The sequence below is a fragment of the Thermodesulfobacteriota bacterium genome (assembly GCA_030583865.1).
Taxonomy (GTDB): Bacteria; Desulfobacterota; GWC2-55-46; order GWC2-55-46; family GWC2-55-46; genus UBA5799.
Genome location: CP129479.1, coordinates 867,434 through 884,397 on the forward strand (window position 1 = coordinate 867,434; position 16,964 = coordinate 884,397).

The 16,964-nt window shown below is 57.4% G+C and carries 15 protein-coding genes, 1 other RNA gene and 1 pseudogene; 16 read left to right on the top strand and 1 reads right to left on the bottom strand.

Features of this window, described 5'->3' with window-relative positions; genetic code table 11:
• Positions 1–35: 35 nt before the first annotated feature.
• Positions 36–653: an outer membrane beta-barrel protein gene (locus tag QY316_04045; GenBank protein ID WKZ33588.1), complete on the top strand. Its 618-nt coding sequence runs from the start codon at positions 36–38 to the stop codon at positions 651–653.
• A gap of 60 nt (positions 654–713) precedes the next feature.
• Here the strand turns inward: QY316_04045 and hflX are convergent, their stop codons facing one another.
• Positions 714–2,243: a GTPase HflX gene (hflX, locus tag QY316_04050; protein ID WKZ33589.1), complete on the bottom strand. Its 1,530-nt coding sequence runs from the start codon at positions 2,241–2,243 to the stop codon at positions 714–716.
• A 273-nt stretch (positions 2,244–2,516) separates the two neighbouring features.
• Between hflX and QY316_04055 the strand changes: the two genes are divergently transcribed.
• The 15 genes and pseudogenes from QY316_04055 (at position 2,517) to tyrS (ending at position 16,572) form a co-directional block, all read left to right on the top strand.
• On the top strand, positions 2,517–3,080 hold the full coding sequence (locus QY316_04055; protein ID WKZ33590.1) for an HdeD family acid-resistance protein: 564 nt from the start codon (positions 2,517–2,519) through the stop codon (positions 3,078–3,080).
• A 391-nt stretch (positions 3,081–3,471) separates the two neighbouring features.
• Positions 3,472–4,893, top strand: a complete 1,422-nt coding sequence (locus QY316_04060; GenBank protein ID WKZ33591.1) for an aldehyde dehydrogenase family protein — start codon at positions 3,472–3,474, stop codon at positions 4,891–4,893.
• Between the two features lie 341 nt (positions 4,894–5,234).
• Positions 5,235–5,414 (top strand): annotated as a pseudogene (locus QY316_04065) (4Fe-4S binding protein).
• Positions 5,415–5,668: 254 nt separating this feature from the next.
• The gene (locus QY316_04070; protein WKZ33592.1) at positions 5,669–6,616 is read left to right on the top strand and encodes a CoB--CoM heterodisulfide reductase iron-sulfur subunit B family protein; all 948 of its coding nucleotides are present in this window, start codon (positions 5,669–5,671) and stop codon (positions 6,614–6,616) included.
• Positions 6,617–6,631: 15 nt separating this feature from the next.
• Complete coding sequence (locus tag QY316_04075; GenBank protein WKZ33593.1) at positions 6,632–7,111, top strand: 4Fe-4S dicluster domain-containing protein; 480 nt, start codon at positions 6,632–6,634, stop codon at positions 7,109–7,111.
• Entirely contained in the window at positions 7,108–8,184 is a 1,077-nt protein-coding gene (locus tag QY316_04080) for a glutamine amidotransferase family protein (GenBank protein WKZ33594.1), read from the top strand. The genes QY316_04075 and QY316_04080 overlap by 4 nt, the downstream gene beginning before the upstream one ends.
• 55 nt (positions 8,185–8,239) lie before the next feature.
• Positions 8,240–9,748 (top strand): glutamate synthase-related protein, encoded by a 1,509-nt coding sequence (locus QY316_04085; protein ID WKZ33595.1) that lies wholly within the window; start codon positions 8,240–8,242, stop codon positions 9,746–9,748.
• Positions 9,749–10,082: 334 nt separating this feature from the next.
• Positions 10,083–10,814, top strand: a complete 732-nt coding sequence (locus QY316_04090) for a hypothetical protein (GenBank protein WKZ33596.1) — start codon at positions 10,083–10,085, stop codon at positions 10,812–10,814.
• A gap of 377 nt (positions 10,815–11,191) precedes the next feature.
• Positions 11,192–11,422 carry a cell division protein ZapB gene (gene zapB / locus QY316_04095; GenBank protein WKZ33597.1) on the top strand — a complete coding sequence of 77 codons (231 nt, stop codon included), beginning with the start codon at positions 11,192–11,194 and terminating at the stop codon, positions 11,420–11,422.
• A 7-nt stretch (positions 11,423–11,429) separates the two neighbouring features.
• Complete coding sequence (locus QY316_04100; protein WKZ33598.1) at positions 11,430–11,699, top strand: cell division protein ZapA; 270 nt, start codon at positions 11,430–11,432, stop codon at positions 11,697–11,699.
• 8 nt (positions 11,700–11,707) lie between these two features.
• Positions 11,708–11,886: non-coding RNA, 6S RNA (gene ssrS / locus QY316_04105), on the top strand.
• Between the two features lie 212 nt (positions 11,887–12,098).
• A complete protein-coding gene (locus tag QY316_04110) occupies positions 12,099–12,740 on the top strand; it encodes a 5-formyltetrahydrofolate cyclo-ligase (GenBank protein WKZ33599.1) in 642 nt (213 codons plus the stop codon).
• Positions 12,741–12,790: 50 nt separating this feature from the next.
• The gene (gene rny / locus QY316_04115) at positions 12,791–14,359 is read left to right on the top strand and encodes a ribonuclease Y (protein WKZ33600.1); all 1,569 of its coding nucleotides are present in this window, start codon (positions 12,791–12,793) and stop codon (positions 14,357–14,359) included.
• A 209-nt stretch (positions 14,360–14,568) separates the two neighbouring features.
• Positions 14,569–15,369 carry a TIGR00282 family metallophosphoesterase gene (locus QY316_04120; protein WKZ33601.1) on the top strand — a complete coding sequence of 267 codons (801 nt, stop codon included), beginning with the start codon at positions 14,569–14,571 and terminating at the stop codon, positions 15,367–15,369.
• 6 nt (positions 15,370–15,375) lie between these two features.
• Positions 15,376–16,572 carry a tyrosine--tRNA ligase gene (tyrS, locus tag QY316_04125; protein ID WKZ33602.1) on the top strand — a complete coding sequence of 399 codons (1,197 nt, stop codon included), beginning with the start codon at positions 15,376–15,378 and terminating at the stop codon, positions 16,570–16,572.
• Positions 16,573–16,964: the final 392 nt, after the last annotated feature.

A 16,964-nucleotide genomic window follows, 5' to 3' on the forward strand; every position in this document is an offset into this window, starting at 1 on the left:
AGACGGATGCGAAAAACTTTCAACCGGAGGCGAGCATGCTAAGAGCGACCTTTGCGCTGGTGGTTGGCTGTATTTTTGCATTTTCTGTCCCGGCCCACGCGGAGCCTTATGTCGCCGCCTATTTCGGCGCGGCGATGCCGCATGATTCTGACGCGAGCGACAACGCAGGACTGGGTTTCAGAGGCGAGTTTACCTTTGACACGGGGATTGCCGCAGGCGCAAAGATAGGCTGGATGGCGAGGGTCGCAGGGTTGGAGCTGGACCTTAACTGGCACGAGTCCGACCTAGACGAGATAACAACCGACAGCTTCGGTGTAGGCGTGGACGCGGATATGAAGGTCTACTCGGCTACGGCGAACCTGATTTTCCGCTACCCCGGTGAGATAATAAGGCCGTATATCGGGGCCGGCGGTGGCTATTTCCGCGGAAAGATCAATAACGTCGGAGTCCAGGGAGAGACTTTCGCCGGAGATGACGACGAGGAATGGGGCTGGCAGGCGCTGGCCGGCATAGATTTCCTTATTACTCCCAGTCTCTCGCTCTTCGCTGAGTACAAATACAGCCGTGTCGATTTCAGCTTCGGAGGCGAGATAGAGGTCGACCTCGATTACGAGGCAAGCCAGGCCTACGGGGGTATTTCGTATCATTTCTGAAAATGAACAGGCTTCTACGGCTGGAAATGTGAAAAAGGCCGCCCCATCGGGCGGCCTTTTTTAGTTTGCGGCTGACGACTCGGGGGCCTCTCCGGGCCAGAGCCGTTTTTCGAGCTCCTTAAGGAGCGGCCCGAGCGTCCGCGGGTCTGTCGCGGATATGGCGACCGCGCCGAACCTCCGGGCAAGGTTATTGGCGACCTCCGGGTCCATGAGGTCGATTTTGTTGAATACCAGCAGGCGAGGTATATCCTTAAGCCCTATCTCGTCCAAAATCTTCTCGACCGTCTCCATCCTGGCCTCGAACGCCGGGCTGCTCGCGTCAACGACATGCATTATGAGGTCCGCGTCCTCCATCTCCTCAAGAGTGGCCTTGAAGGCCTTGAAGAGGTCGGCAGGCAGGTCCCTTATGAAGCCGACAGTGTCGGTAATGACCGCGTCGCGCTCCCTCGGGAAACGGAGCCTCCTGGAGGCGGTATCGAGGGTGGCGAAGAGCTTGTCCTCGGCCAGTGTCGAGCTTCTGGTAAGGGCGTTAAGGAGCGTAGATTTGCCCGCGTTCGTGTAGCCTGCAATGGATATTATCGGTATGCCGCTCCCGGCCCGCCGCCTTCTCCTCTCGAACCTGCCGCGGCTCAACGACTTGAGCTCCTTTTCAAGGTGCGCGATCCTGTCCTGCACCCGCCTCCGGTCCACCTCCAATTTCGTCTCGCCCGGGCCCCTTCCGCCGATTCCGCCCATGAGCCTGGATAGCGAAGTGCCCTTTCCGGTGAGCTTCGGGAGGAGGTACTTGAGCTGCGCGAGCTCGACCTGCACCTTGCCGTCCCTCGAGTGCGCCCGTCTCGCGAATATGTCGAGTATGAGCTGGGTCCGGTCGATTACCTTAAGCTCCGTTATCTCGCCGAGCTCCCTCGTCTGCGTGGGCGTAAGCTCCTGGTCGAAGATGATGAGGGTCGCGTTCTTCTGGAGGGCCTTTATTATGAGCTCCTTTATCTTCCCCGTGCCCATCAGGTACTTGGGGTTGAGGCGCTCGGGCCTCTGGCAGACCATGTCCAGGACGTCCACCTGGTCGGTCCTGGCGAGCTCCTTGAGTTCTTCAAGAGACTCCATCTGCTCGTCTTTCGGACGGGTAGCCACGCTCACCAGTATGGCCCGCTCCCTCCTGTCGCTTACGTCCCTTGTGACCGCGCGCCCCATCTCCTCCTCAAGGGAGACGATGAAGCTCTCGGCGTCCGTGTCGAGGGAGTGGAACGGCACCGGGGGACCTGCATCGTACGTCGGGCCGTCCGGGTAATAGGGTAGGAGGTGCGCGGTATAGGCGTCGGCAGGGAGGCCGTCCTCTTTTACGCCTATGGCGGTCATGAGGTCGAGCCTGAGGAGCGCCAGGTCAGTGAGGTCGTCCTGCGTAAGGGGCTCGTTCTTCAAATGCGTATGCACGCACCGCAGGCCCCTCAAGAGCCTTCTTCCGAGGGGATAATCCGGGAGGACGGGGATGACGATCTCCCTTTCGTCTCCGATTATCACCGCGACCACGGCACCCCTGCGGTTTATGATTACGCCTATCTGCCTCTTGATTTCCCTCGAAAGCCCCGCCATGTACCGGCCGAGCTCTGGGGTTATTACCCTCGAAGGCGGGACCCTCCGTTGATATATCCTCTCCGCGGCCTTGAGCTGGCCCGCTTTCAGGCCCGAAAGGTTTCCGAATAGCTGTGCTATTTGAGCGCCTCCGTGTAAACTTTTGAATAAATTATAACACGACGGCCTCCGGAGGCGCAATGGCGGAGGGGGACGCGGACTGCCGGGGAAGTGTCCGCCGGGAAGGAACTCCAAAATGGATGTAAACTTTAACAAGTGTGAAAGGAGGTTCCCATGATCAATAAAAATCCGCAGGAAATAGAGGAGTTGGGCCTTCCTGAGAGATGGAGCGTGCTCCTGTCTGAAGGTCTCCTCGCAATCGTATTCGGCATCATCATTCTGGCGTGGCCGGGCATATCGCTGCTGGTAATGGTCACGCTCTTCGGCATATACGCCATAATCGACGGCATATCCGCCATATGGCTCGGTATCACCGGAAAGCGCTCCTTTCTCTTCATGCTCGTAATCGGCCTCATAGGCGTGGGCGCGGGCCTGGTGATACTCGCATGGCCCGGGCTTACGCTCTTCGCGCTACTCGTCATCATGGCCGTATGGGCGATCGGCAAGGGGCTCGTCCAGGTCGTGAGCGCAATAAGCCGCCGGCAGGAGGAGAATTCCTGGCTGACCGGCGTTGCAGGCACGCTCTCTCTCGTTTTCGGCGTCCTGCTCCTGGCATGGCCCATAACCGGGTTGCTGGTGCTGGTCATGCTCACCGGCCTTTATCTCATACTCTTCGGGATCACGCTGGCGTTCACGTCCATCCAGCTTAAGCACATGAGAGAGGCGAAGGCGAGGTGATTCCCCGCGGCGCCGGGGCGAAGGCAGCGTACGCTCTTGCCCCGCCCGCCCCTTTGCCGCCTTCTTCTTATCTCGAATGAATTGACGGGCGGGCTCTTTTTTGTTAAGAACTCGAGAGGGCCGGCTTGCGCGCGCCTGGAGGCTTTACATCAATACTTTTCCGGCGGGGATGCTTTTTGAGCGTACAGCATCAGCTCCGTAAAGGTGCAATCATTATTGTCGGGGGGACGGCATGGAACAATATTTTCTGATAGCCACGATAGTGGTCGTTGCGATATTCTGGATAATAATCCACAGGCTAAAATGAGCCTGTTTGCGGAAGCTCGCATGGGCCTGCCGCATCAATCTTTTAAGAGAAGGCAAGGTTTTTCAAGCCAGGGGGAGGTGCGAGATGGTCGGGGATTTGAGCCTGCTTATCGGTGGAGAGCGGAAGACCTCAGGCGACGTGCTGGAGGTGAGGAGCCCTTATGACGGACGCCTCGTGGGAAAGACCTTCCTCGCGGACGACGCACAGATAGAGGTGGCGCTCGCATCATCCGAGGCCTCTTTCCAGAAGCTCAGGAAAATGCCCGCGTACAGGCGCTCGGAGATAACAGCCGCGGTCGCCCGCGGGATAGAGGAGCGGGGCGATGAATTCGCCAGGACCATCTCCCTCGAATCCGGCAAGCCGATAAAGGAGGCCAGGGCAGAGGTCAAGAGGGCGGTAACGACCTTCCAGCTCGCCTCAGAGGAGGCGAAGAGGCTGGGCGGCGAGGTCATACCGCTCGATATAAGCCCGGGCTCAGAGGGGAGGTTCGGCATCGTAAGGAGGTTCCCGGTCGGGCCGGTCCTGGGGATATCCCCGTTCAACTTCCCCCTGAACCTCGTGGCCCACAAGGTCGCGCCGGCAATGGCTTCCGGGAACCCGATGCTCCTTAAGCCCTCGCCAAAGACCCCGCTTACGGCCCTCATGCTCGGGGAGATAGTGGCTGGTGCCGGCTGGCCGGCAGGAGGCCTGAACGTCATAAACTGCACGAACGAGCAGGCCGGGAGGATATGGAAGGACGAGCGGGTAAGGAAGCTCACCTTTACCGGGAGCGCGAAGGTGGGCTGGACCCTGAAGGCCCTCGCGGGGGAGAGGAAGGTCACTCTCGAGCTCGGCGGGAACGCCGGTGTCATCGTGCACGGGGACGCGGATATCGAGTCCGCCGCGAAGAGGTGCGCGCTGGGGGCCTTTTCCAACGCCGGCCAGGTATGTATATCGGTGCAGAGGATATATGTCGAAAAACGCATATTCGAGGAGTTCAGGGACAGGTTCCTGGCGAACTGCAAGGCATTGAAGGCAGGCGACCCGCTCGACGAGACGACCGATATCGGCCCCATGATAGACGAGGCCTCGGCTAAAAGGGCCGAGGAATGGGTTATAGAGGCCGTTGCCGGCGGAGCGAGGATAATCTCGGGCGGCAGGCGGAAAGGGAACATGATGGAACCCACCGTGCTTACGGGTACGAGCCCCTCCATGAAGGTCTGCTCAGAGGAAGTGTTCGCGCCGGTAGTATCCATTGAGCCTTATGTCTCTTTCGAGGAGGCGATAGGCAACGTGAACAGGGGGCGCTACGGGCTCCAGGCAGGGGTATTCACAAGGGACATGGGCAGGGTTTTCGAGGCCTTTGAGACGCTCGATGTCGGGGGGGTGATTGCCAATGACCTTCCTACCTACAGGGTGGACAACATGCCCTATGGAGGCGTAAAAATGAGCGGATTCGGCAGGGAAGGGGTAAGGTACGCGATAGAGGAGATGACAGAGCCGAGGCTCCTGGCCGTAAATTACTGATTGGAGGCAAGCTCTATTTTACAGGCTGTTTTTTCAACCAACTGATAGAGATCGATAATTTCCCGGACTCTGCGTCAGGGCGGGAAAAATTCTCAAATTCGGAGTTTGCCTGCCTGAAGTCGCTCTTGCCCGGCGCCTGGAAAAAATCTCTTTTTCCAATCGGTATTGGTCGTTAAAGCTCAGTTTTCCATGCAAAAGCGGCAGGGAAATGGTATAAAGAGAGGAAAGCCTTCCAAAAAAAATGTTGTAATTCTTTTTTCGGTGGGTTAGTATACTGTATACAATGGAGCCTCGTCCCGAGGCTTGTCTTGAACAAAAATCCTGAAGGGTGGTGATAGATTTTGTCTCTTAAGATTACAGAAGATTGCGTTGCCTGCGGGGTCTGCCTGCCGGAGTGCCCTGTTAACGCCATTTCCGAAGGGGATATATACGTAATCGACCCCAATCTCTGCATAGAGTGCAAGGGCCATTTCGACACCCCGAAGTGCGCCGAGGTTTGCCCGGTCGATTGCTGCGTGCCTGCCTAAGGCGTTATTCCCGGGCTCCGGGGCCTGCTCAATAATAAATCCTGAATACAAAAGAGCGGCGATAAACCGAAGCTTTTTATCCTGGCATTTAGCACCGAAACCCGGCCCTGCCGCAAGGCAGGGCCGGGCATAGTATGGTTTCCAGACGGCTGTTATGACCCCGGTTGCCGGGGTTCTTTTTTCTTTCGTGTAAGTTCCTCGTTCCTTTTTCGAGTTGCCGCCGGGCTAAGGCGGCGGAAGGCCGTGAAATGAGAGAATTCGCTGTTTTCTGGGGCTGCACCATACAGGCCCGCTTCCCCTTCATTGAAAAGTCCACCCGCCTTGTCCTCGAGAGCTTCGGGCTCCCGTACAGGGACATAGACGGGTTTACCTGCTGTCCGGAGAAGTCGCTCGTCAACAACGTCGACCGGGGGGCCTTCGTGCTCACGGCCGCAAGGAACGTCGCCCTTGTGGACGAGCTCGGGCTTGACCTCGTAAGCCCCTGCACCGGCTGCGTTTCCAATCTCGCGACGGTCAAGGGCGAGCTTAACTCCGACCCCCGCGAAAAGGCCGAGGTGAACGGGCTTCTCCGCGAGGCGGGCCGCGAGTTCAAGGGGACCTCGAAGCTCCAGCACCTCGTCCCGTTTTTCCACGACACCGTGGGGATACACAGGATAAAGCAGAAGATAAAGAGGGACTTCAGCGGCATGAGGATAGCGCTCCATTACGGCTGTCACATGATACGGCCATCCCACGCGCTTAAGAACGACGACCCTCTGAACCCCGTAAAGTTCGACAACATCATACGGGGCCTTGGGGCCGAGAGCCTCCAGTTCATGACCAAGCTCATGTGCTGCGGCCAGGGCCTCGACAGGGTGGACGCCCACGACAGGGCCCTCGATTTCGCGCGCGTGAAGTTGAAGGAGCTGAAGGCCATAGGCGCGGACGCTCTGGTGCTCTGCTGCCCGTCGTGCTTCCTCCAGTTCGACAACAACCAATTTCTGATGGTCAAGGAAGGGGAGAAGCTCGGCGTGCCCATAATATACTTCACCGAGCTCCTGGGGCTGGCGCTCGGCTACGATGCCGCCGAGCTCGGGATGACGAGCCACAGGATAGATTGCTCCCCATTCATCGCCAAGTGGGAGGCGCTCGCCGGAAGGCCGTCGCCTTCCGCCGGCATAGAGGCCGGGCTTACGGGCCCGAGCGCGTTGGGCTAAGGAGGTCTGAATCCGATGCTCGAAAGAACGCTCAATTTCAAGCTCCTCGAGATGTGCTCCAAATGCGGCGCGTGCTATTCGATATGCCCGTCCTGCATGAACATACCGGGGTACGACCCCAGGGCTGTCATAAAGGACATACTCTCGGGCGACCACGAGAAGTGGCTCTCCTCCCGCCACATATGGGAGTGCCTCGAGTGCCACTATTGCGTCGAGATATGCTACCAGCATTACGGTTTCGAGAACGCCATGACAGCGCTCCGTAACATCGCCACGAGGAAGGGCATGCACCCGCCGCAGGTCAAGAGGGGCTGGGACATGTTCGTGAAGACCGGCAAGCTCGGCGAGCCGGCGCTCCCGGCAAGGAAGAAACTGGGCCTTCCGGAGCCCAAGGCCTCCGGCGGGGAGGAGCTTAAGAAGCTCTACTCGCTCCTCAAGGAGAGGCGCTCTGGCGAGGGCTCTGATATTACTGCAGAAGAAGGTGGAAAGCCGTGAACCATAACTACCAGAAGGACATATCGGGCTGCGGCCTCACAGGCCTCATAAGCAGGAAGAGGAGGAGGGTGAGCGGGAGCCACATAGTAAAATCGCTCTGCCTCATGACCGACAGGGGTAACGGCCTCGGCGCCGGATACGCCGCCTACGGCATATATCCGGAGTTCAAGGACTTCTACGCGTTCCACATAATGTACGACGAGCCTTCGGTCAGGCGGACCGTCGAGGAGGTCCTCAAGGCCAGCTACCATATCGAGAAGATCGAGGAGATACCGACGAGCCCTGTAAAGACCATACCCATAAGCCCGCTTCTCGTAAGGTACTTCGTCCAGCCGCTCAAGGAAAAGCTCGTGGGTGATGTGCTGGAATCGGACTTCGTGGTCTCAACGGTCATGAGGGTCAACTCCGAGATCGAGGGAGCCTACATATTCAGCTCCGGCAAGAACATGGGCGCATTCAAGGGCGTAGGAAACCCCTGCGACATCGCCGAGTTCTTCAGGATGGAGGAGTACGAGGGCTATATCTGGACCGCGCACACCAGGTTCCCGACGAATACGCCGGGCTGGTGGGGCGGCGCGCACCCGTTTACGCTCCTCGACTGGTCCATAGTGCATAACGGCGAGATATCGTCATACGGGATAAACAAGAGATACCTCGAGATGTACGGCTACAAGCTTACGCTCCTTACCGATACCGAGGTCGCGGCCTATCTCCTGGATCTCCTCATAAGGAGGCACGGGCTTTCGATACCCGTTGCCTGCTCGGCGCTCGCCTCGCCCTTCTGGAAGAACATAGACCGCATGGACGAGGGTGAGAGGGAAGCGCTTACGGCATTGAGGCTCACCTACGGGAGCGCGCTCCTTAACGGCCCCTTTTCGATACTCTTCGGGCACAGTAACGGGCTCGTCGGAATAAACGACAGGATAAAGCTCAGGCCGCTCGTGGCCGCCATAAAAGACGACATAACGTACATGGCCTCCGAGGAGTCGGCCATAAGGGCCATATGCCCAGCGCCCGAAAAGGTATGGGCTCCCAGGGCCGGAGACCCGGTCATAGTGGACCTCGAGGAATGAATTCGCGGGCCGCTTTAAGGCGCGGCCCATTGAGCAATGCAGGAGGAATACGGTAATGTTCAGAAGCCTTGCCCCGCCTGAGTATCTGGCGACTATAGACAGGGTAAAATGCATAAGGTGCAAAAGGTGCATCCAGAACTGCGGCTGGGGGGTATACTCCTGGGGCGGTGATAAGGTCCTCATCGACACCTTCAAGTGCGTCAAGTGCCTCAGGTGCTATCACTACTGCCCCGAGGAGGCGATAGAGATAAAGGACAACCCCACCCGCTTCAAGCAGAACGCCTATTGGGGCTACAATAACATAAGGAACATCAAGAAGCAGGCCGAGACCGGCGGCATCCCGCTTACGGGCATGGGGAGCGACCTCCCGTACACGATACTTTTCGATAACCTGCTTATCGACGCCTGCCAGGTCACGAACCCCTCCATCGACCCGCTACGCGAGCCGATGGAGCTGCGGACCTACCTCGGCAAGAAGCCGTCGAGCGTGAAGATAGAGAAGGGGAAGGACGGCAAGCTCAAGCTGGCGGAGCCGGCCCCGCCCCAGATAAAGCTCGAGGTCCCGATAATCTTCTCCCCCATGTCCTACGGCTCAATAAGCCTCAACGCCCAGAAGGTGCTCGCGACCGCCGCCAGGGAGTGCGGCATAGTGATGAACACTGGCGAGGGGGGGCTGCACGAGGACCTCGTGCCGTACAGGAAGAACATCATCGTGCAGGTCGCATCCGGCAGGTTCGGCGTTAACCCCGATTACCTGAACGCGGGCGTGGCCGTGGAGATAAAGATAGGCCAGGGCGCAAAGCCGGGCATAGGCGGCCACCTCCCCGGGGAAAAGATCCCGCTCGAGGTCGCGAAGACCAGGATGATACCCGTGGGAACGGACGCTCTCTCTCCGGCCCCGCAGCACGACATCTATTCGATCGAGGATTTAAGGCAGCTCATATATGCCATAAAGGAAGCCACGAACTACAAGCCCGTGTCCGTAAAGATTGCCGCGGTGCATAACGTCGCGGCCATTGCCTCGGGAATAGTGCGGGCAGGCGCCGACATAGTGTACCTGGACGGCTTCAGGGGCGGCACCGGCGCCGCGCCCTCCATCATAAGGGACCACCTCGGCATACCCATTGAGCACGCGCTCGCGGCGGTCGACGACAGGCTCAGGCAGGAAGGCATAAGGAACGAGGCCTCCATCATAGCCGCGGGCGGCATAAGGTCGAGCGCTGATGTCGCCAAGGCCATAGCCCTCGGCGCTGACGCGGTCGGCATAGGCACAGCCGCCCTTATCACAATGGGCTGCACCACCTGCGGCAAGTGCTACACAGGGAACTGCTCCTGGGGCATAACCACCCAGAGGCCCGAGCTTACGGCCAGGCTCGACCCCGAGGTCTACGCCGAGAGGCTCATAAACCTCATACACGCCTGGACGCATGAGCTTAAAGAGATACTCGGCGCCCTCGGCATAAACTCCATAGAGAGCCTGAGGGGTAACCGCGAAAGGCTCCGCGGAGTGGGGCTTGATTCCTTTACTCTCGACATACTCGGCGTCAAGCCGGCGGGCAGATAGTTGGCAACCTCTAAAAATTGCTATTTTCCCCGGACTCTGCGTCAGGGCGTGAATAAAAATGCTCACATATTCACATATATGCTCCGCTTTTTATTCCCGCCCTTCCTTGATCGCGGGAAAAATTTCTAATTTTTAGAGGTTGCCAGGTATTGATATTTAAGTTGCTGAAAAACTCAAAATCTCATTCAGGCTGCTTAAAAAGCTCAAGATGCAAGGAGTCGAATCAGGAGGAATGAGGCGTACTTTTATTGTACGCCGGAGTGTCCAATTTTGAAGACGACGCCTTGAAGCGGGCTTTTTCAGCAGCCTGTTAGAACCCGAAGGGAATCGGAAGATGGTCAAGATAGACGCAAAAGGGACATATTACCGCGACCTCAATAAAAAGGTCCGCGAGGCCGTCGAAAAGGGCGAGAAGGAGATAGTCCTCGAGAACGTGAACGGCCAATACTACATAGGCGACGGCTTGAGGGCCAAGGTCTCCATAACCGTTGAGGGCGTGCCTGGCAACGACCTCGCGGCTTTCATGGACGGCCCGACCATAAGGATAAAGTCCAACGCGCAGGACAATATAAGCAACACCATGAACAGCGGCAAGGTCATCATCGAAGGGCACGCCGGTGACGTCCTCGGCTACGGCATGAGGGGCGGGAAGCTCCACATAAGGGGAAACGTGGGCTACAGGGTCGGCATCCACATGAAGGGCGACAAAAGGCAGGGGCCTACCATAATAGTCGGCGGCACTGCGGGCGACTTTTTCGGCGAGTACATGGCCGGCGGGCTCCTCATACTCCTGGGCCTTGACGGCGACGGCCCGATCGTGGGCGATTACCTCGGCACCGGCATGCACGGCGGGACCATATTCGTACGGGGCGAGGTGGACGAGGATATGTGCGGTGCTGAGGTCGGGGTCATGGAACCTGACGAGGACGATATGAAGGTCCTGAAGGACGCGCTCACGGACTACTGCGCCGACCTGGGCCTGAAGCTCGAGGACGTGATGGCGAAAGGGTTCAAGAAGCTCGCTCCGGTGTCGGCGAGGCCGTACGGCAACCTCTACGCTTACTGACAGGCTGCTGAAAAAGTAAAAATTGATCTTTTCCCCGGACTCTTCGTCAGGCCGGGAATAAAAATGCTCACATATTTTCATATATGCTCCGCTTTTTATTCCCAGCCTTCCTCGATTGCGGGAAAAATCTCTAATTTTTAGAGGTTGCCATTATCAAGGCCGCTTTTAGAGGCCTGGAACTCGTCAAATTCGGCCCGCATAAGCGAACCGGCCTGAAAACCCTCTGATCCGAGGGTTTTTTTGCGCCCTGCTGAGAGGAAATGCGGGCGCGCAGCAGGTTTTTTCGGCCTCTCCGAGAGGGGTGGGAGCAAAACCTATTATCCTTGACTTGTCAGGTTGAAAAAAGTACCATATAAATGGACCGGAGGGTATTTTGAATGGTGATCGAACAATTTGAAAGGCTGGAGGCAGGACTTCTCCGCCTTCTGGCCGCTCACGAGGCAGCTTCCGCCGAAAAAGAGGCCCTCAAGGCCGAAATCAGCTCCAAAGACATTGAAATAGCTGAATTAAAAAAGAACCTGAAGAGACTCGAAGGCGAGCGGGACCAGGTCCGGGAGAAGGTGGACGGGCTCCTCGCGAGGCTTGAAACCCTCATACAGGGAGCGTGAGGCGGATTTGAAGAAGGTCGCTGAGCTCAAGATTTTCGGCCACAAGCTCCTTGTCAAAAGCGAAGAAGGCGAAGAATACATCCGCGCTGTCGAGGATTACCTGAACACTAAGATAGAGGAGGTAAAGGAGAACACAAAAGCCGTATCTACCTTGGACCTGGCGCTTTTAGCCGCCCTGAACATAACGGGCGAGGTCATCAAGACAAAGGAGATGCTCGAAAGGCTGGGAAGGAAATCCGAAGAGCTTGCTCAAAAGATAGACAGAAGGCTGGTTTAGTTAAGCCTTCCCCCCTGCCGGGTTAGTGATCTGTCGGTATATTTAGAACCAACACTCTAAATGAGGGAGCCTTCACTGGCTCGCGGACGGCACGTCCCCCTGCGGGAAAGCCGGAAACATGCCACAGGGCGCCCACCTGTCTCTGACAGGTTCAAATTACAGTCGACACGGCCCGCGCGGGGGGGATTAAAAGGCAAACCGACTTAAAGCAGGAAAAGTCGTTACAGATACATCGTTTTGAGGCCCTTAAAGGCCGCAATGTACAAAATCAAAGGAAGCAGTGAGGAAATAGAACGCCCTTAAGGTACGAAGCCCCGCGCCAGCCGGGCGCGTATCAGTCTATCCTTTCCGTTCCAGCAAAGCCCTTCCAGTTTTCCAACCAGTCCTTTCACAAGGTCAATGGCGAGGTCTGCCGAAAAAGCGCTCCTTAGAAGCGAGCTTCTCGAAAAGAGAAGAAGGCTCCCGTTCGAGGAGGTCCGGAGGCTGAGCACGATGGTGGGGAAGCGGTTCCTGTCATCGGGTTACTACCGGGAATCGCGCCGTGTCGCCCTCTATTCGAGCTTCGGCAACGAGGTCCTTACGGACGATATCTTTGCCGCTGCCATGAGGGACGGCAAGGAGGTCTTCTATCCTAGGATAGTCAGGCCGGGGGGCGTGGAATGCGGCTTCGAGAATGCACGCCGGTTAAGGTTCTTCAGGGTGCGGAGCCTTGATGAGCTCTCCACAGGGTCGTATGAGCTCAGCGAGCCTCCTGCCGGTAACCAGGCGTCCGATGCAAGCGGCCTGGACCTGATAGTCGTCCCGGGAGTGGCGTTCGACGAGCGGGGCGGAAGGCTCGGGTTCGGCAAAGGCTACTATGACGCGGCGCTCGCATCGGCCAATTGTCCTAAGATAGCACTGGCTTACGATTTTCAGGTATTAAAAGTGAATATCCCCCTCGAGCCCCACGACGTGCCAGTCTCGGCGATAGTGACCGAGAAACGGGTCATAGTGGCGAATGCTTCAGAGGGGGCGCAAAAGGGCGGAGCGCGGCGCGTTTAAGCGGCGGCCCCGTACCCTATTAAATACACGGCAGAAGGGGGAAGTCCTGTATGGAAATATCGACCATCGTCATCGTTGCGGTTATAGCTGTCTTTGCGATTATCATAGGGGTCGGGATCGGTTACGCCTTAAAAAGGAAGATGGATAACGCGAGCCTCGACGCCGGCAGGAAGACCGCCGAGGCTATCGTGGCCGACGCCAAGAAGGAGGCCGAGAACGTAAGGAAGTCGGCCGAGCTCGAGGCCAAGGACATATTGTTCGAGGGAAAGAGCGAATTCGAGAAAGAGACGAGGGAGAGGAGAAAGGAACTCCAGTCCCTTGAGAAAAGGGTCCAGCAGAAAGAGGAGAACCTCGACAAGAAATTCGAGGCAATAGACCGGAGGGACGCCGAGTTCCAGAAGCGGGAAAAGGCGCTCACCGCCCAGGAAAAGAAGATAAAGGACGACGAGGCCGAGATGGAGGCCCTCATCGCCGGGCAGAAGGCCAGGCTTGAGGCCCTGGCGGGCATATCCGCCGATGAGGCCAAGAGGATGCTCGTCGAACAGATGGAGAACGAGGCCAAGCACGAGGCCGGGAAGCTCATAAAGAGGATAGAGGAAGAGACCAAGGCCGAGGCCGACAAGAAGGCCAAGGACATAATCGCGCTCGCCATCCAGAGGTACTCCGGCGAGTACGTGGCCGAAAGGACCGTCTCGGTCGTGAACCTGCCGAACGACGAGATGAAGGGGCGCATCATAGGCAGGGAGGGCCGTAACATCCGCGCCATCGAGGCCGCGACAGGCATAGACGTCATAATAGACGACACGCCAGAGGCCGTCATACTCTCCGGCCACAACCCGGTGAGGAGGGAGATAGCCAAGCAGTCGCTAGAGCGCCTCATCACCGACGGCCGGATACACCCTTCGAGGATAGAGGAGATAGTCTCGAAGGTCGAATCAGAGGTCAACCAGGCCATAATGGAGGCCGGGGAGAGGGCGATATTCGACACGGGCCTCCACGGCATCCATAAGGAGATACAGAAGCTCATAGGAAGGCTCAAGTTCAGGACGAGCTACGCGCAGAACGTATATTCGCATTCCATGGAAGTGGCCTTCATCTGCGGGGTAATGGCGTCCGAGCTCGGGCTCCCGGCAAAGACCGCAAGGAGGGTCGGGCTCCTGCATGACATCGGAAAGGCCGTGGACCACGAGGTCGAGGGGCCGCACGCCGCGATCGGGGCGGAGCTTGCCAAGAAATACGGCGAGTCAGCTAAGATTGTCGCCGCCATAGGCCAGCACCATGACGACACTCCGGAAAACATCTTCGGCATACTGGTGCAGGCCGCGGATACGCTCTCGGCGGCAAGGCCCGGCGCAAGAAGGGAGATGCTCGAGAGCTACATAAAGCGTCTTGACGACCTGGAGAAGATAGCAAAAGGATTCGGCGGAGTGGAGAAGGCGTACGCCCTGCAGGCCGGAAGGGAAGTCAGGGTAATAGTCGAGACCCAGACGGTGAACGACGACTCCGCCGTGGTACTCTCAAAAGACATAGCAAAGAAGATAGAAAAAGAGCTCACCTACCCCGGACAGATAAAGGTCACCGTCATACGGGAATCCAGGGCAGTAGAGTTCGCGAAGTAAACCAGGCTGCTGAAAAGACCTTGAGAGGACCTTTTTGTAAAAAGGTCCTCTCAAACTCTCCCCAAAAACTTTCAGTTCTTCCTGATAAGCACCCCCAAAAGGGGGTGCTATCAGGAACTAAAAGTCTTTGAAGGGGGCTTGGGGGGAACTTTCTACAGAAAGTTCCCCCCAAAGGACCTCTTTCAGCAGTCATCGTCAAGGGCCGGGGGATGGAAGAGGTAAAGGTATTATTCATAGGGGATATCGTGGGGCGGCCCGGGAGGCTTGCGGTCAGGGAGCTTTTGCCGAAGCTCGTTGGGAGGCATTCGCCTGATATCGTCATAGCGAACGGGGAGAACGCCGCGGGCGGCTTCGGCATAACGCCGGAGATAGCCGAGGAGCTTAAAAAGCTCGAGATAAGCGTCATAACCACCGGTAACCACATCTGGGACAAGAAGGAGATATACGACTACATCCGCTCTGAGCCGCGGCTTATAAGGCCCGCCAACTACCCTCTCGGCGCGCCGGGGAACGGGTGGGGCGTCTACGAGACGCCCTCGGGCGTAAAGGTCGGCGTCGTAAACCTCATGGGCAGGGTCTTCATGGAGTGCCTTGAGTGCCCGTTCAAGGCAGGAGCGGATATCGTAAGGAGGCTCAAGGCCGAGACGCCGATAGTCATTATCGACGTGCATGCCGAGACGACCTCCGAGAAGACGGCCCTGGCGTGGCACCTTGACGGGCTCGCAAGCGCGGTCATCGGCACGCACACCCACGTGCAGACCTCGGATGAGAGGGTGCTCCCGGGCGGAACGGCGTTCATAACCGACGCGGGCATGACCGGCCCGACGGATTCCGTCATAGGGATGAAGAAGGAGACGGTACTCGAAAGGTTCCTGCGGCAGATGCCGGTAAAGTTCGACGTGGCGACCCGGGGGATCGAGCTGCAGGGCGTTGCCGTGACGATAGGCGCATCCGACGGAAGGGCAAGGTCGATAGAGCGCATAAGAGAGCCGCTTGAAAGGGAAGGCTGAATAGGGATGGAACCCAGGAAGCAGATCGAGATAATTAAAAGGGGTGTTGCCGGGATAATCTCCGAGGAAGAGCTCATTAAGAAGCTCGAAGGCTCGGCCAAGACCGGAAAGCCACTGAGGATAAAGGCCGGGTTCGACCCGACCGCGCCTGACCTCCATCTCGGGCACACGGTCCTTATCCGGAAATTGAAGGACTTCCAGGATCTCGGACACCAGGTGCTTCTCCTTATAGGCGACTTCACCGGCATGATAGGCGACCCCACCGGCAAGAACGAGACGAGGAAGCCCTTGACCGCCGATGAGGTAAAGAAAAACGCCCGCACGTATACGCAGCAGGCATTCAAGATACTCGACGAGAAGAAGACCGAGGTGGTCTTCAACAGCGAATGGATGGGACGACTGAGCTCGGTGGACATGATAAACCTGGCGTCGAGGTATACTGTCGCAAGGATGCTCGAACGGGACGACTTCCAGAAGAGGTACACGGAAGGGAGGCCCATAGCCATACACGAATTCATATACCCGCTTATACAGGGATACGACTCGGTGGTGCTTAAGTCAGACGTGGAGCTCGGCGGAACCGACCAGCTCTTTAACCTGCTTGTCGGCAGGGAGCTTCAGAGGGAGATGGGGCAGGAGCCGCAGGTGGTCATAACCACCCCGCTACTCGAAGGCACGGACGGCGTGCAGAAGATGAGCAAGTCCCTCGGTAATTATATCGGCATAACCGAGCCCCCGGGAGAGATATTCGGCAAGGTCATGAGCGTCTCGGACGAGCTAATGATGAAATATTACGAACTCCTTTCGAGCGCCCCGGCAGAGCGGGTAGGGGAGATACGGGCCGGAAAAGCGCACCCGAGGGACGCCAAGGAGTCCCTCGCGAAAGAGCTCACTGCGAGGTACTGGGGAGAAGCCGAGGCGGAGAGGGCTGCCGTTGAATTCAAGGCGCTTTTCTCGCGGAAGGAGATACCAGAAGATATCGAAGCCGTTGAGATACGCGACTACCCGAACAGGGGCCTCCTTACAGCCATGAAGTGCGCGGGCCTTGCCGCGACCACCTCCGAGGCCAGAAGGCTTGTCGAGCAGGGCGGGGTAAGGGTGGACGGCGAGAAGGTGACTGACTGGAAGATTGAACTCCCGCAAGGGAAGCAGGTGCTAATACAGGCGGGCAAGAGGTTCTTCAAGAAGGTCTCCTTCGCATAGGATTGACCTGCTTGCTGGAAGGGGCTGGGTAGAGTTGCTTGGTGCAAGGCCGGGCCGCATAAAACCTGCATGGTTTCAGGCAGCCAGGCCTGCCTTGAAAAACATCTTATTTTTTTGTTTTTTTGTGTTGACATGGTCCAGGGCATGGGTTATATATATAGACCCTGCTGGTGAACGAATGGGCTTTCAACTGTCTGCCCGCCAGGGCTGACGGGGGCGGGCCGAAGAAAAAAACAGGGTTGCCGAAAAAAGTGCTTGACACGGCAAATCTGAAAATGTAAAATGGTTAGATTCGCTGGGGTTCCGAGATTCACCATAATCCTTGCATGGAACACTGCGAAATGATATTTTAAAAATGTATCAGTAAGACTTTTAAGCCTTCTGCTCTTTGA

Coding starts and splice junctions, on each gene's coding strand:
- QY316_04110 (WKZ33599.1), top strand. CDS start 12,099: ATGGCGAGGTCTGCCGAAAAAGCGCTCCTTAGAAGCGAGCTTCTCGAA.
- QY316_04055 (WKZ33590.1), top strand. CDS start 2,517: ATGATCAATAAAAATCCGCAGGAAATAGAGGAGTTGGGCCTTCCTGAG.
- QY316_04045 (WKZ33588.1), top strand. CDS start 36: ATGCTAAGAGCGACCTTTGCGCTGGTGGTTGGCTGTATTTTTGCATTT.
- zapB (WKZ33597.1), top strand. CDS start 11,192: ATGGTGATCGAACAATTTGAAAGGCTGGAGGCAGGACTTCTCCGCCTT.
- hflX (WKZ33589.1), bottom strand. CDS start 2,243: ATGGCGGGGCTTTCGAGGGAAATCAAGAGGCAGATAGGCGTAATCATA.
- QY316_04075 (WKZ33593.1), top strand. CDS start 6,632: ATGCTCGAAAGAACGCTCAATTTCAAGCTCCTCGAGATGTGCTCCAAA.
- QY316_04085 (WKZ33595.1), top strand. CDS start 8,240: ATGTTCAGAAGCCTTGCCCCGCCTGAGTATCTGGCGACTATAGACAGG.
- tyrS (WKZ33602.1), top strand. CDS start 15,376: ATGGAACCCAGGAAGCAGATCGAGATAATTAAAAGGGGTGTTGCCGGG.
- QY316_04120 (WKZ33601.1), top strand. CDS start 14,569: ATGGAAGAGGTAAAGGTATTATTCATAGGGGATATCGTGGGGCGGCCC.
- QY316_04090 (WKZ33596.1), top strand. CDS start 10,083: ATGGTCAAGATAGACGCAAAAGGGACATATTACCGCGACCTCAATAAA.
- rny (WKZ33600.1), top strand. CDS start 12,791: ATGGAAATATCGACCATCGTCATCGTTGCGGTTATAGCTGTCTTTGCG.
- QY316_04070 (WKZ33592.1), top strand. CDS start 5,669: ATGAGAGAATTCGCTGTTTTCTGGGGCTGCACCATACAGGCCCGCTTC.
- QY316_04060 (WKZ33591.1), top strand. CDS start 3,472: ATGGTCGGGGATTTGAGCCTGCTTATCGGTGGAGAGCGGAAGACCTCA.